Source organism: Aeromonas sp. 600479 (assembly GCF_049175515.1).
Classification (GTDB): domain Bacteria; phylum Pseudomonadota; class Gammaproteobacteria; order Enterobacterales; family Aeromonadaceae; genus Aeromonas; species Aeromonas veronii_A.
In genome coordinates this window covers 315,958-330,677 of record NZ_JAAKVF010000001.1, presented here as the reverse complement: position 1 = coordinate 330,677, position 14,720 = coordinate 315,958, and the positions used below count along the sequence as shown (strand labels likewise).

Here is a 14,720-nt window from a genome sequence, read left to right as displayed (position 1 = left end):
TCCTTACATCCGAAAGATGCCGTACTGCTCGGGTTCAATGTGGGCACCCTGACAGGCGGCGAGCGCCAGCGCCAGCACGGTGCGGCTCTGGGCCGGGTCAATGACGCCATCATCCCACAGGCGGGCGCTGGCGTAGTAGGGGTGACCCTGGCGCTCATACTGTTCGATCACCGGGGCGCGGATGGCGGCCGCTTCCTGCTCGCTCAAATCTTTGCCCTCGGCAGTCAGCTTGTCCCGACGCACCTGCACCAGCACTCCGGCAGCTTGTTCGCCACCCATGACAGAGATACGGCTGTTGGGCCAGCTAAAGAGAAAATCGGGCTCATAAGCGCGGCCGCACATGCCGTAGTTGCCAGCGCCAAAGCTGCCGCCGACAATCAGGGTGATCTTGGGCACCCGGCTGCAGGCCACTGCTGTGACCAGCTTGGCGCCGTGCTTGGCGATCCCCTCTTTTTCTGCGCTACTCCCCACCATAAATCCGGTGATGTTCTGCAAAAAGAGCAGCGGGATGGCACGCCGGTTACAGAGTTGGATAAAGTGGGCCCCCTTCTGGGCACTGTCGCTGTGCAGCACGCCGTTGTTGGCGAGGATACCCACTTCCATGCCGCAAATACGGGCAAAGCCGGTCACCAGTGTGGTGCCGAACAGCGCCTTGAACTCGTCAAAGTCAGAGCCATCCACCAGTCGGGCAATCAGTTCGCGGGCGTCGTAAGGGCGTTTGAGACTGGTGCCCACCAGACCGTAGAGCTCCTCGATCGGGTAGCAGGGGGGCTCGTAGCCGGGGCTGCTCTCTATCGGCTCGTTACCCAGATGAGTAACCAGCGTGCGGGCGATGGCCAGCGCATGGGCATCGTCACGGGCCATATGATCAGCAACGCCGGAGTGGGCACAGTGCACTTCAGCGCCGCCCAGGGCCTCGGCGCTGATCTCCTCGCCGGTGGCGGCCTTGACCAGCGGCGGACCCGCCAGAAAGATGGTGGCCTGCTCCCTGACCATGATGGATTCATCCGCCATGGCGGGCACGTAGGCGCCGCCTGCGGTGCAGAGCCCCATCACCACCGCCAGCTGCGGGATATTCTGGGCCGACATGCGGGCCTGGTTGTAGAAGATGCGACCAAAGTGATCCCGGTCGGGGAACACCTCATCCTGCATCGGCAGAAAGGCGCCGCCGGAATCCACCAGATAGAGGCAGGGGAGACGCAGCCGCTCGGCGATGGTCTGGGCACGCAGGTGTTTTTTCACGGTGAGCGGGTAGTAGGTACCACCCTTCACGGTGGCGTCGTTCACCACCAGCATGCAGAGCCTGCCCGAGACCCGGCCGATGCCGGTGATGATACCGGCGGCGGGTACCGGCTCGTCATAGACCTGCCAGCCAGCCAGCGCCGACAGTTCGAGAAACGGGGAGCCCGGGTCCAGCAGCTGATAGATGCGCTCGCGGGGCAGCAGCTTGCCACGGGCCTGATGGCGGGCGTTGTTGGCCGCGCCGCCCCCTAGCGCGATCTCGGCAATGCGGGCGTGGAGATCGTCGACCAGCACCTGCATTGCAGCCCGATTGGCCGCATATTCCGGGCTCGCCGTGTCGAGACGGGAGTGGAGCCTGCTCATGCGTTATCCCCCATCAGCTCGCGGCCGATGAGCCAGCGGCGGATCTCCGAGGTGCCGGCGCCGATCTCGTAGAGTTTGGCGTCCCGCAGCAGGCGGCCGGTGGGGTATTCGTTGATGTAACCGTTGCCGCCGAGCAACTGGATGGCATCGAGGGCCATCTGGGTGGCATTTTCGGCGGCAAACAGGATAGCGGCGGCGCAATCTTTACGGCTGGTGCGCCCCTGATCGCAGGCGCTCGCCACCGAGTAGACCAGAGCCCGGCTGCTGGCGAGGCGGGTATACATGTCGGCGAGCTTGCCCTGCACCAGTTGGAACTCGCCGATGGCTTGGCCGAACTGTTTGCGCTCGCGCACATAGGGGAGTACTACATCCATGCAGGCCTGCATGATGCCAAGGGGGCCCGCAGCCAGCACCACCCGCTCGTAATCGAGCCCGCTCATCAGCACCTTGACCCCGCCGTGCAGGGTGCCCAGCAGGTTCTCCTGCGGCACTCGGCAGTTGTCGAACACCAGCTCGCAGGTGCTGGAGCCGCGCATCCCCAGCTTGTCGAGCTTCTGGGCGGTAGAAAAACCGGGAGTGCCGGCTTCAACGATAAAGGCAGAAATTCCTTTGGGGCCCGCACTGGTATCTGTCTTGGCATAGATGACGAAGGTGTCGGCATCGGGCCCGTTGGTGATCCACATCTTGTTGCCGTTCAGCACGAAGTGATCCCCCTCGCGCTCCGCGGTGAGGCGCATGCTCACCACATCGGACCCGGCGCCCGGCTCGCTCATGGCCAGCGCTCCCACATGTTCGCCGCTTACCAGCGGGGGCAGGTAGCGCGCTTTCTGTTCCGCCGTGCCGTGGCGGTGGATTTGATTGATGCAGAGATTGGAGTGGGCGCCGTAGGAGAGGCCGACCGAGGCGCTGGCGCGGCTTACCTGTTCCATCACCAGCACGTGGGCCAGATAGCCGAGGTTCACCCCATCATACTCCTCCGCCACCGTGATGCCGTGCAGCCCCAGTTCACCCATCCGGGGCCAGAGATCACGGGGAAAGGCGTTGCTCTGATCGATCTCGCTGGCGCGCGGGGCGATCACTTTCTGGCAGAAGGCCGCAACCTGTTCGGTCAGGGCATTCAGGGTCTCATCCATCTGCATCCATGCTCTCCTTGCGGATATGACAGTCGGGTAGGAAGGTGGGCTCGACCGGCTGACTCGGCGTTACTGCTGGCAGTGGTCGGTCCATTTTTGTACTTCACTTCTGCCACAAGTTTACGTTAGCGTAAACGTAAATTAATTGTTAATCTGTTGTGTGTCGATAGAGAGGTAGTTATGAGAGCGTCATCAGCTACCACGACAACAGCGCCATAGTGGCAGATCCGACTGACGCAGCGTGTGGGCGTCGCGTCATAAAGCACTAACTCAGGTAAGTAAGCGCGGGAAAATAAGCGTGGGGCAACAAGGGAGTGAAAGACGAGATGGATTTTACCCTGACCGATGATCAACAGGCGTATGTGGAGGCGGCCGCCGCCTTTGCCGATGAGGCGCTCAAACCCCATGCCGCGCGCTGGGACAAGGATCATGAGTTTCCGATCCCGACCATCAAGCAGGCGGCCGGGCTAGGTTTTTGTGGCCTCTATACCCCGGAGCAGTTTGGCGGATTGGGGCTGCCTCGCCTTGATGCGAGCCTCATCTTCGAACGCCTCGCAATGGGGTGTACCTCGACCACTGCGTATCTGACCATCCACAACATGGTGAGCTGGATGCTGGGTAGCTGGTTGCCCACCGAGGTTGCCAAAGAGTGGGTGCCCAAGCTGGCCAGTGGCGAGCTGCTGGGCTCCTATTGCCTCACCGAACCGGGTGCGGGTTCCGATGCGGCGGCCCTCAAGACCCGGGCGGTGCGCGAGGGTGACAATTATCTTATTGAGGGAACCAAGGTCTTTATCTCGGGAGCGGGCAGCACTGACGTGCTGGTGGTGATGGCCCGTACCGGTGGTGAAGGTGCGAAGGGGATCTCTGCCTTTATGGTACCGGCTAATGCCCCCGGCGTGAGCTATGGCAAGGCAGAAGAGAAGATGGGCTGGAACAGCCAGCCGACCCGGGAGGTTGTCTTTAATGGGGTTCGCATTCCTGCCTGCTATCGGTTGGGCGAAGAGGGGGAAGGATTCAAGTTCGCCATGCAGGCCCTTGATGGGGGGCGCATCAATATTGCCACCTGCTCGGTGGGCACTGCCCAGCAGGCACTGGACGATGCCCTGGCCTATGTGCAGCAGCGCCAGCAATTTGGTCACCCGATCAGCGAATTCCAGAGCGTGCAGTTTCGCCTGGCCGATATGGCGACCGAGCTGGCTGCAGCTCGCCTGCTGGTGCGTCAGGCGGCTGACAAGCTGGATCGCGGGGATCCCGACAAGAGTGCCTGGTGCGCCATGGCCAAACGGTTTGCCACCGATGTCGGTTATCGGGTGTGCGATGAGGCTCTGCAACTCTTTGGCGGCTATGGTTTTATCCGCGAGTATCCGCTCGAGCGCTATCTGCGCGATACCCGGGTACACCGCATTCTGGAGGGCACCAACGAGGTGATGCGACTCATCATCGCGCGCCGCATGCTTGCCGATCCCGGTTTGTCGCTGGGCTAACCGGTGGTCGCATCAAGGGCGTGTTGCCTGCCACCCGATTTGCACCATGCCATGCCGGTTTCGGCTTTGTGAGCCAGCCACAGGTTGGTGTCATTCAAGCCTGTCATCATGGCGGCAGCTTCATCGACAAGGACAATGTTATGACAAGGATCAGACTCGAATATCATGGCCACGTGGCCTATATCACCCTCGACCATCCCCCTGCCAATACCTGGACCCTCGCCAGCCTGCAGGCCTTTTTGCAGATGATGGTGGAGCTCGACAATCGTCCCGATGTGGTGGCACTGGTGATCCGTGGTGCGGGCGACAAATTTTTCTGCGCCGGTGCCGACCTCAATATGTTTGTCGAGGGGAATGTCGAGCTGGCCCGCGAAGTAGCCGAGGCCTTTGGCAAGGCCTTCGAGGCGCTGGCCCGTTTTCACGGCGTCAGTATCGCCGCCATCAATGGTTATGCCATGGGAGGCGGGCTGGAAGTGGCGCTGGCTTGTGATATCCGCATCGCCGAGCAGCAGGCGTTGCTGGGACTGCCGGAAGCTTCGGTGGGCTTGCTTCCCTGTGCCGGTGGCACCCAGCGCCTGACCGAGCTGGTGGGGCCGGGTTGGGCCAAGCGGATGATCCTCTGCGGCGAGAAGGTGAGTGCCTCGCTGGCCTACGAGATGGGGCTGGTGGAGGAGGTGGTGAAAACCGGTCAGGCGTGGGAGGCCGCGCACCAGATGGCCCATCTGGTGGAGCGCCAGAGCCCGAGCGCCCTGCGCGCCTGCAAAACCCTGATCAATCAGGGCCGCAGTGGCCCGCGGGATGCCGCCTTGCCCCTTGAGCGGTCGCTGTTTCTCGATCTCTTTAGCGATGCCAATCAGCGTGAAGGGGTGGCCGCCTTCCTGGAGAAACGCTTACCGCGCTGGCAATATGGCCCAACAAAATAAATCCATACGGAGCCGTTTATGAGTGAGCCGGTCAAGGTTAGCTGTTATCCCACCGAAGATGGCCATCAGATCGGGGTGTTGACCCTCGACAGCCCTGCGTCTCTCAACGCATTAAGCCTGCCGATGATCCAGATCCTGCAACAGACGCTGACCCGTTGGGAGCAGGATCCCGCCATCGTCTGTGTGCTGCTGCAGGGGGCGGGTGAGAAGGCATTTTGTGCCGGTGGCGATATCCGCTCCTTCTATTACCGCAAGCAGGAGGCAAGCGGATCGGAACTGTTCGAATATGCCCGCGACTTTTTCGAGCAGGAGTACCGGCTCGACCACCACATCCACTCTTACCGCAAGCCCCTGATCTGCGTGGCGGACGGTATCTGCATGGGGGGCGGCATTGGCCTGTTTGCTGGAGCCGATTTTCGGGTTGTCACCGAAAGAAGCCTGTTTGCCATGCCGGAGGTGACCATTGGCCTCTACCCAGACGTGGGGGCGAGCTGGTTTTTAAGCCGGATGCCAGGGCGGCTCGGGCTCTGGCTCGGTCTGACTGGCGCCCGCTTCAACGGGAGTGATGCCATCGGTCTTGGGCTGGCGGATCACGCCATCGCCAGTGGCAAGCGCAGTGCGCTGTTGTCACGCCTCGCCGTGCTCGAGTGGGCTGGCAGTGGTGATCCCCGCGAGCAGATCGATCTGCTGCTCACGGGGTTGCATGGTGAGGTGGCGGCCCGCTTGCCTGCGCCAGTATTGTTGCCCCATCAACAGAGGATCGATGCCCTGCTGGCGGGGCGCACGCTGCAAGGGGTATTGGCTCGGTTGTTCGAGGCTCAGTTCGATGAGCAGGAGGCGGTACTCCAGCAGGCGCAGCAGCTCTGCCGCACCGGCAGCCCCATCAGCCGCGCCATTTTGTGGCGTCAATATTGGCAGGCTCGCCGCAACTCCCTGGCAGAGGTATTTGCCGAGGAGCTGACCCTCTCGGTCAACTGCGTGCTCAAGGGGGATTTTGTGGAAGGGGTACGGGCACTGCTGATCGACAAGGATAAAGATCCCCGCTGGCAACAGTTGCCACCGGAGGGGGAGTGGCTGGATGAGTTCTATCGCTGGCCGCAGGGGAGCAATCCGTTGATCTGCAAGGAATAACAGGTTGGCAACCGGCGGACGCCGCCATCAGCAACGCAAGGAGCAAGCGGGATGACAAGGATAGGGTTTATCGGGCTCGGCAACATGGGGGGCCCCATGGCGGCCAATCTGGCCAGGGCCGGGCACACGGTGCAGGTGTTTGATCTTGTTGCCCAAAACATTGAGCGAGCTATCGCCGCTGGCTGCATCGCCGCGGGGGATGCCCGAGAGGCGGTGACCGGCTGCGAGGTGGTGATCAGCATGCTACCTGCGGGGGAGCATGTGCGCGATCTTTGGTTGTCTGAGGGGCAGGATCTGCTGGCAGCCCTGCCGGTTGGCGCACTGGTGATCGACTGCTCAACTATCGATGTCGACTCTGCCCGTCAGGTCGGGGAGGCGGCCCGCGCCCGCGGTTTGCGCTTTATCGATGCCCCCGTATCGGGCGGTGTCGCCGGTGCAGCCGCCGGGACGCTCACCTTTATCGTTGGCGGCGACGCGGCGGATTTCGAGGCGGCGAAACCTCTGCTCGCCTGCATGGGGCAGAACCTGTTTCACGCAGGGACGCTGGGGGCGGGGCAGATCGCCAAGATGTGCAACAACATGCTGCTTGCGATCCATATGGCGGGCACTGCCGAGGCACTGGCCCTCGGGGTGAAGGAGGGGCTGGATCCCGCCGTGCTCTCCACCATCATGGGCAAGAGCTCCGGCAACAACTGGAGTCTGGAGCGCTACAACCCCTGGCCCGGGGTGATGGAGAATGTCCCTGCCGCCCGCAACTATCAGGGGGGCTTTATGACCCGTTTGATGGTGAAAGATTTGGGATTGGCCATGGCGCTGGCTGAGCATGGCCACAGCGCTGTGCCGATGGGGGCGCTCGCGCGTAACCTGTTCAACCTGCATGCCGCTCAGGGGCAGGGGAGCCGCGATTTCTCCAGCATCGTCGAACTCTATCTGGATAAACAGGATCCCGCCTGACGGGCCACCTCTCTTCAAGGCATCTCCCTTCGACCAGCTACAAGGAGCATTGATGGATATCAAAGATAAGGTCATCGTTATTACCGGCGCCGGACGTGGCTTGGGACGGGCCATTGCGCTGGCCCTGGGCGCACAGGGGGCGACGCTGGCACTGCTCGACATCAATCGCGCCGATCTGGAGGCGACCGCCGCCATGGTTCGCAGCCAGAATGGTCAGTGCGATCAAGATAGCCAGTGCGAGCTGTTTGTCTGCAATGTGGCGAGCGAAGCCGAGGTCGAGGCCGTGTTTGCTGCTATCAAGGAGCGTTTTGGCGTGCTGCACGGTCTTATCAACTGCGCCGGCATTTTGCGCGATGGCATGCTGATCAAGGTGAAAGAGGGTGAGCTGGTGGAGAAGATGACGCTGGCCCAGTGGCAGAGCGTGATTGACGTCAACCTCACCGGTACCTTCCTCTGCGCTCGCGAGGGGGCGGCGCTGATGGCGCAAGGGGGCCAGGGGGGCGTCATCATCAACATCTCCTCCATCGCCCGCGCTGGCAATATTGGCCAGAGCAACTATGCCGCCAGCAAGGCGGGGGTTGCCTCGCTGGTGGTGACCTGGGCGCGGGAGCTGGCGCGCCATGGCATTCGGGTGATGGGGATTGCCCCCGGGGTGTTTGCCACCGACATGACGGCGGCGATGAAGCCGGAGGCGATGGCGCGGATGCTGCAGGCCATTCCGGTCGGCACCCTTGGCGAGGCGCAACAGCTGGCCGAGACGGTGAGCTTTATTTTTGCCAACGACTATCTGTCGGGACGGATGATAGAACTGGATGGCGGTTTGCGTTTATAGGGATTTACATAATGGGCCCCGGTGTTTCCACCGGGGCTTTTTTATGCAGATTATTTATACAGAGAGCGTTTGAATGGCGATGCATGGGAATCATGCGAGTCAGGTTGTGTTGGCAGAAAAATGTGAAATATCAATGGGTCTTGGTTAATTTGAGCCAGCTCACAGGCCATATGGGTCAGTGCTGTAAAATTGCGCGCGGTCAAGGCGGTGCATGATTGACGGGACGAGGGATTGCGGTCGGAATAGTCATGCAATATAGTTGCCGCCTTTTTCACGGGGTCAGGATTCCCAGCCCCTCCCATATTGCGCGCAGTATGAATACGGACGCTCTGCCGCCGCCTAAATAAACAGGATTGAAATGGACAAGAAACTAGGGCTGGGCGCCCTCATTTCGCTGGTGATCGGCTCCATGGTCGGCGCCGGGGTCTTCAGTCTGCCACAAAACATTGCTGCACATGCCAGTGCCGGGGCGGTCGCCCTGGGTTGGGCCATCACCGGTCTGGGCATGATCTGTCTCGCGCTGGTCTATCAGAACCTCTCCATGCGCCGCCCTGATCTCGATGGCGGTATCTTCAGCTATGCCAAGGCCGGTTTCGGCGATTTCATCGGTTTCAACGCCGCCTGGGGTTACTGGCTCTGCCAACTGCTGGCCAACGTCTCTTACGCCATCGTAGTGTTCAGCGCCCTGAGCTACTTCTTCGATACGCCTGACAACGTCATCTTCGGTGACGGCAATACGCCGGTGGCCATCACGCTGGCCTCCATCCTGATCTGGTCGGTGCATGCGCTGGTGCTGCGCGGGGTGCAGGTCGCTGCGCTGGTGAATATCGTCACCACCATCGCCAAGATGGTGCCGCTCATCGTCTTCTGTGTCGCGATCCTGCTGGCCTTCAACATGGATACCTTCACTCTGGATATCTGGGGCCAGAACAACATGGAGCTTGGCTCCGTGATGGATCAGGTCAAGTCCACCATGAAGGTGACCCTCTGGGTCTTTATCGGGATTGAAGGGGCCGTGGTGGTCTCTGCCCGTGCCCGTCATCGCAAGGATGTGGGCCGAGCTACCGTGCTGGCGCTGCTCGGCGCCCTGACGCTTTACGTGATGGTGACCCTGTTCTCGCTGGGTGTCATGAGCCAGCCGCAACTGGCGGCGCTCAAGAACCCTTCGACCGCCATGATCCTTGAAGCCGTGGTCGGCCCCTGGGGCGCCTGGCTTATCAACATTGGTCTGGTGGTGTCTGTGATGGGTGCTCTGCTCAGCTGGACCGTGCTGGCCGCTGAAGTGCCCTACATCGCGGGCAAGACCGGTGTGTTCCCGGGCTGGTTTGCCAAGGAGAACAAGAACGGCTCGCCGCAGGTGTCCCTCTGGTGCTCCACCTGTCTGGTGCAGATCTTCCTGATCATCATCTACTTCCAGAGCAGCACCTATCTGGCGCTGGTCAACATCGCCACCTCGGCGGCGCTGGTGCCTTACGTCTTTTCGGGCGCTTATGGCCTGAAGCTGGCATTGAAAGGGGAGACCTATCAGGGTCAACCTCATCAGCGCAAGCGTGACCTGCTGCTGGCCCTGGTGGCGACCGTTTACGGCTGCTGGCTGGTCTATGCTGCCGGTGTGGAGTACCTGCTGCTGGTGGCGCTGCTTTATAGTCCGGGCATCTTCATCTACTGGAAGGCGCGTCAGCATCACGGTCTGCGCGGCCTTAACCGATTGGAGCAGGGGATGACGGCGGCCCTGCTCGGCTGTGCCGTGCTGGCCTTCTACAAGGTGATGGACGGTACCATTCCACTGCACTAACCGGCACAATGAAGAGATGGCCCTCGCGCCATCTCTTTTTTTTCATGCAGATATCCACTGTTGCCCGGCCGTGTTGGCCAGTTTTTGTTTAACACAGGAATTTTTATGCTGTTTATGGGTTACCTCCTGCTGGGCGCCTTTGCCGGTATGCTGGCGGGACTGTTCGGGATCGGCGGCGGTCTTATCATTGTCCCCGTGCTGGTCATTACCTTTCGCGCCCAGGGCATCGACCCTGAAATCATTACTCATCTGGCCCTTGGCACCTCGTTGCCCACCATGATCTTTACCGGATTCAGCTCGCTGCGGGCCCACCGGGAGGCGGGCGCCGTCGATTGGGTGATGATCCGCCGACTCGGCGCCGGCATGCTGATCGGGGGTTGGCTCGGCGGCATGACCGCCAATCTGCTCAGCACCAGCACCCTCAATATCATTATCGGCTGCTTCGCCTGGAGCATGGCGCTACAGATGGGGCTCAACCTTAAACCCAAAGCGGAGCGCCATATGCCGGGGCCGCTCGGCACAGGCATTGCCGGTACCATCATTGGCTGGATGTCAGCCCTGTTTGGTATTGGCGGTGGCTCGCTCACTGTCCCTTATCTGAGCTGGAACTCGGTGCCAATGCGCAATGCGGTAGCGGCCTCTGCAGCCTGCAGCATACCCATCGCGCTGGCGGGGAGCCTCAGCTACCTCTATGCGGGTTGGGATCATGCCGATCTGCCCGAGTGGAGTGTGGGCTACATCTATCTGCCCGCCCTGCTGGGCATTGTGCTGACCAGTACCCAGTTCGCCCGCATTGGTGCCAAGCTGGCGCATCGCCTGTCACCAAAACGCCTCAAGCAAGCATTTGCCCTGCTGATGCTGCTGGTGGGGGCGAAATTTATGCTGTTTAGCTGATTCATTCGGCAGATTGTTGAAAAATAAGGCAGACGAACAATCGAAGGGAAGAAAGCCATTGCATTGAGAGGCCAGTTTGCCTATTCTCCTCGCCGGTGGTCCTATTGGTCCTCTCGCATTGATAACCCGTCGACCTGGTCAGGACCGGAAGGTAGCAGCCAAGGCGGGGGACTCGAGTGCCGGGATGTGGCTGGTAGGGCCACCACTTGTTTCTGCCATTCAATAAGTTACAGCTAATTTCCCCCTTCAGACCTCTTGGTAATCCACTTTGTGTGGATGAATCAGGAGTCTTCTCTGTGAATCTCTGGCTCTCTCCGCAAGGTATCTGGTACTACCGCAAGGTGACAGTGCTCCCCTGTGGTCATCGTAAGGAGATCCAAAAAAATTCCTGCGTCCCCGAGACAAGCTGACGGCCCGTGCAGCTGTTGTGAAACTGCGTGCGTTCGAGACCCAAGCCCATGCAGTGGCCTGCAGACGACAATGCAGCCCCAGATGAGCAATCAGTAGCCCGGAATCCGCGGGTTTTTATTACTTGGTGACACGCAGGGTGGCGTTGTATTTGAGCCGACCATGGGAAATATGTCTGTTTATCTCGCTTAGCAGCGTCTCTTTATTGATGGGCTTGGTGATATACCCGTTCATGCCATGGGAGAGGTAGTATTGCTTGGATTCCGGCATCGCATCAGCCGTCAGGGCGATGATGGGGATATCTGCCCAAGGCATCTGGGAGGTGCGGATCCGGGTGGTGGCCACCAGGCCATCCATCACTGGCATCTGGACATCCATCAACACCAGATCAAATTCGGTGTGACCCAGTTTCTCCAGCGCCTCTTCTCCCTGAACGGCCAGTGTGACCTGATGGCCCACGGAGTCGAGCATGGCGCCGATCACCTTGCGGTTGGTGGCATTGTCATCAACCAGCAAGATGCGATAACTCTCCTGATCCAGCGGTTTGGACGGCAGGCAAACAATCGAGGGGGTCGTGGCTCTGGCGGGCCAGATGTAGGTAAAAGTACTGCCATGTCCCTCGCTGCTCTCTACCGAGATATCGCCGCCCATCAGGCGTGCGAGGTTACGGGATATTTCAAGTCCCAGGCCCGATCCGCCATATTGGCGGGTGATCGAGACATCCGCCTGAGCGAAACGTTGAAACAGGTTCTTTAACTGACTTTTGCTCATGCCGATCCCGGTGTCCTGGATCGAGATGCGTATCGAGTGGCGATCCTGCTCCAACAGGGTGCTATCAACGTGGATCTTTACTTCCCCCTGATGGGTGAACTTGATGGCATTGCTCACCAGGTTGAAGAGGACCTGGCGCACCCTCAGCGGGTCGATCATCAACCATTCCGGCGTATCGGGGGCAACAGTCAGGGTCAGTTTGATCCCTTTCGCATCGCAGTTGCTCTGCATCAGGGCCCGGATATCCTCCAGCAGCTGGGGCAAGTGATGGGGGGCCAGTTGCAGCTCGATCTTGCCCTCTTCCAGCTTGGATACATCCAGAATGTCGTTGAGCAGACCGAGCAGATGGTTTGCCGATTCGCGTGCCGTCTCCAGATAGTCTCGCTCCCTCGGATCCATATCCCGGTCGGCCAGCAGTGAGAGCATGCCGAGAATGCCATTCATGGGGGTGCGAATTTCATGGCTCATGTTGGCCAAAAAGCTGCTTTTGGCTCTTGTGCCTGCCTCTGCCGCCTGATTTGCCCGCAGCAGTTTGTCATTGAGCTGCTGCATCAGTTTGTGTTGCAGAAACGAGATATTCATTTGCCGCCAGATCAGCAGGGCGAGCACAAAGAGCAGCGCAAATTGCAGGGTCGCGATGAGTGTCGTCGTGATGATCTGCTCCCTCACGCTGTCGCGACGCGCCACATCAAACAGGGTCGCCTGCTGGTTCACCTCCAGAGTCAGCTGATGGAGCAGGGGGAGCAGGGAGGCAAGCTGTTGGCGCAGCTCCTGATGGGCAAGATTGTCCAGCGGCTTGGTGGCTTCCGGGCCGAGCCAGATATCCGCCAGAGAGATGTAGGATCGAATGGCTTTGCTTGCCTGCTGGTAGATCTCTGTTTGCTGAAGCAGGCTGCGATCCTTGCTCTCCAACACCAGATCCATGCGGCTGACCAGAATATCGTATCTGAGCTGGAAGGTCGGTTGCGACTCATGGAGCAGCGAGCTTTGAAAACGCAGCGCTTCGTTATAGAGCTGGAAATAGTTCCACATCACGTTGTCTTCGCCCTGGCTGGTACTGCGCTGCAGATCCTGAAATTGCCGGTACTGGATGGTACCAATACCGGCAAAGGCAAGGAGCAGCACACAAAGCACCACAAACAAGAAACGTTGACTGGCCGCCATGGAACGCATGATGGGATCTACTCCACTTTTATCGCGCTGATCTGCCAGATAGCCCGACCGTAATAGAGCTTGTTTTGCAGTTCGGGATATTGATCGAACGGATAGACAAGGAACAGCGGCCCTTTGTCACGCACCGACAGTGGCTTGCCATTGATCGTGCGGGCGAGGATGACCCGATACTGCTCGGCATCGCTTGTCGGCACCTGTACCGAGTAGTCATTGAGCGCGGTAATAGTGAGCTGTTTGCCGGTTGCCCCGACCTTGGCCAATACATCTTGCAGCAGCGGGCCGCGAAAAGTCTTGGCTTCGTCATACCAGGGGGTATGGGTTTTGATTTCGTGTACCGGCAGTTGATCCAGCATGGCGCTGTCCCACAGGGCCAGAGCCTGATGAGTGGGGCTGCTGATGGCGCCTTCAACCTTCAACACGGCGCTGTCAGGGGAGGGGGCTGCGTATGCGGTGCCGCAAAGGGCTGCCAGCAGTGGTGCGATGTAAAGGCCTGCTTTCATGATCTCTCCTTCCTGGAAAATGGCGGCATGGGGGCCGAGCCAACGGTGGCTTGTGAAGTGTGTCCAAAGGCAAGCAATAATCGGGCCCGGTCTAATGGGCTTGAATTATCAGCTATTTAGCCTGTTATCGGGCGATCTCGGCCAAGGTGAATTGCAGTTTGCAACGTGCGGGGGAGGTTAATTGCAATTTGGCAATCAAAACGAGGAGTGGGTGTCGGCGAATAAGGCGCAAAGAGTATCATTTGGAGAACAAGAGCCGTGGCACTGCCCGGCATAACATTTGCAGCGTGCTGAATGCCGTGACAGCAAATAGTCTGAGAATCGACAAGGAGCTAGCGATGGAAAGCATGACTTACACCCTTAATGATATCCAGGTAGTGGTACTGGAAAACGAGTTTGACGCGATGGCCGTCAGTGAGCTCCGCCCGTTGTTTGAAACCCTCTCGACCCACCCAGGAGATATCCTGGCCGATATCAGCGATGTTCATTTTATCGACTCGTCGGGGATCGGAGCCTTGGTATTTCTCTATAAAAGATTGATTATGAACGGGCATCAGATGGCGCTTGTCTGTGGGCCTGGCCAACCTCATGACCTGCTGGAGATGCTGCATATCGACCGGGTGATCCCCTGCCATGAGAGCATCAAAGCCTATATGCGCTCTCGCGGCATGATGGCCGCTGCATCATGAAGCGGGTTGGTATCCTGCTCTCATCCATCCTGCTGTCGGGTTGCGCGCAGTGGCCGCCGGAGGGGTATGGCGGCATGGCCGAGGCAAGACCCACCCGAATTCCGGTCAATGAGGATGAACGGCGGGTCTGGTCTCGTTATGATGAGCGTCAGAAGGAACTCGACTTGCAGCTGACGGAATTAAAGCAAGCGAGTCTGCAGGGGTGTATGCCTGCCGAGTTGAAAAGACTACAATCTCAACGTATTGATATCGAACGGGATATGCACGGACGGCTCTGGTCGGATGTAGCCTGGCGTCAGACCGTGTTGGCACAATCACTACAACAAGTACGTTTGCGGCTGCAACAGACAACAGCGGATGGCTGTCGTGCTGATTGGTCAGGGCACCCCTTACGCCAATGGGGGCAGACGTAACAGACGAAAAGGATG

The 14,720-nt window shown here is 59.6% G+C and carries 13 protein-coding genes and 1 other RNA gene; 10 read left to right on the top strand and 4 right to left on the bottom strand.

Annotated elements, in window-relative coordinates; genetic code table 11:
• Positions 1-3 precede the first annotated feature (3 nt).
• Both G5149_RS01465 and G5149_RS01460 read right to left on the bottom strand, forming a co-directional pair.
• Positions 4-1,605, bottom strand: a complete 1,602-nt coding sequence (locus G5149_RS01465; RefSeq protein ID WP_421211260.1) for a carboxyl transferase domain-containing protein — start codon at positions 1,603-1,605, stop codon at positions 4-6.
• On the bottom strand, positions 1,602-2,744 hold the full coding sequence (locus G5149_RS01460; protein ID WP_139407787.1) for an isovaleryl-CoA dehydrogenase: 1,143 nt from the start codon (positions 2,742-2,744) through the stop codon (positions 1,602-1,604). The genes G5149_RS01465 and G5149_RS01460 overlap by 4 nt, the downstream gene beginning before the upstream one ends.
• Positions 2,745-3,064: 320 nt before the next feature.
• Here G5149_RS01460 and G5149_RS01455 point away from each other — a divergent pair, with 320 nt between their 5' ends.
• The 8 genes from G5149_RS01455 to ffs all read left to right on the top strand — a co-directional run bounded on the left by G5149_RS01455 (position 3,065) and on the right by ffs (position 10,950).
• On the top strand, positions 3,065-4,222 hold the full coding sequence (locus G5149_RS01455) for an acyl-CoA dehydrogenase family protein (RefSeq protein WP_421211258.1): 1,158 nt from the start codon (positions 3,065-3,067) through the stop codon (positions 4,220-4,222).
• A 140-nt stretch (positions 4,223-4,362) separates the two neighbouring features.
• The gene (locus tag G5149_RS01450; RefSeq protein WP_421211256.1) at positions 4,363-5,145 is read left to right on the top strand and encodes an enoyl-CoA hydratase; all 783 of its coding nucleotides are present in this window, start codon (positions 4,363-4,365) and stop codon (positions 5,143-5,145) included.
• An 18-nt stretch (positions 5,146-5,163) separates the two neighbouring features.
• Positions 5,164-6,276 carry an enoyl-CoA hydratase/isomerase family protein gene (locus G5149_RS01445; protein ID WP_421211254.1) on the top strand — a complete coding sequence of 371 codons (1,113 nt, stop codon included), beginning with the start codon at positions 5,164-5,166 and terminating at the stop codon, positions 6,274-6,276.
• A 51-nt stretch (positions 6,277-6,327) separates the two neighbouring features.
• A complete protein-coding gene (mmsB, locus tag G5149_RS01440; RefSeq protein WP_058058291.1) occupies positions 6,328-7,230 on the top strand; it encodes a 3-hydroxyisobutyrate dehydrogenase in 903 nt (300 codons plus the stop codon).
• 52 nt (positions 7,231-7,282) lie between these two features.
• A complete protein-coding gene (locus G5149_RS01435; RefSeq protein ID WP_421211252.1) occupies positions 7,283-8,062 on the top strand; it encodes an SDR family oxidoreductase in 780 nt (259 codons plus the stop codon).
• 358 nt (positions 8,063-8,420) lie between these two features.
• Positions 8,421-9,857 carry an arginine-ornithine antiporter gene (gene arcD, locus G5149_RS01430; protein WP_005336921.1) on the top strand — a complete coding sequence of 479 codons (1,437 nt, stop codon included), beginning with the start codon at positions 8,421-8,423 and terminating at the stop codon, positions 9,855-9,857.
• A 105-nt stretch (positions 9,858-9,962) separates the two neighbouring features.
• Positions 9,963-10,751 carry a sulfite exporter TauE/SafE family protein gene (locus G5149_RS01425; RefSeq protein ID WP_421211250.1) on the top strand — a complete coding sequence of 263 codons (789 nt, stop codon included), beginning with the start codon at positions 9,963-9,965 and terminating at the stop codon, positions 10,749-10,751.
• 102 nt (positions 10,752-10,853) lie between these two features.
• Positions 10,854-10,950: signal recognition particle sRNA small type (gene ffs / locus G5149_RS01420), an RNA gene on the top strand.
• A gap of 329 nt (positions 10,951-11,279) precedes the next feature.
• Here ffs and G5149_RS01415 read toward each other — a convergent pair.
• Together G5149_RS01415 and G5149_RS01410 are read right to left on the bottom strand one after the other, a co-directional pair.
• Positions 11,280-13,103: an ATP-binding protein gene (locus tag G5149_RS01415; protein ID WP_337072147.1), complete on the bottom strand. Its 1,824-nt coding sequence runs from the start codon at positions 13,101-13,103 to the stop codon at positions 11,280-11,282.
• An 8-nt stretch (positions 13,104-13,111) separates the two neighbouring features.
• Positions 13,112-13,603 carry a molybdopterin-dependent oxidoreductase gene (locus G5149_RS01410; RefSeq protein ID WP_005351410.1) on the bottom strand — a complete coding sequence of 164 codons (492 nt, stop codon included), beginning with the start codon at positions 13,601-13,603 and terminating at the stop codon, positions 13,112-13,114.
• A gap of 338 nt (positions 13,604-13,941) precedes the next feature.
• Between G5149_RS01410 and G5149_RS01405 the strand changes: the two genes are divergently transcribed.
• Positions 13,942-14,292: an STAS domain-containing protein gene (locus G5149_RS01405; protein ID WP_005333409.1), complete on the top strand. Its 351-nt coding sequence runs from the start codon at positions 13,942-13,944 to the stop codon at positions 14,290-14,292.
• The gene (locus G5149_RS01400) at positions 14,289-14,705 is read left to right on the top strand and encodes a hypothetical protein (protein WP_216953738.1); all 417 of its coding nucleotides are present in this window, start codon (positions 14,289-14,291) and stop codon (positions 14,703-14,705) included. Before G5149_RS01405 ends, G5149_RS01400 begins: the two co-directional genes overlap by 4 nt.
• Positions 14,706-14,720 lie beyond the last annotated feature (15 nt).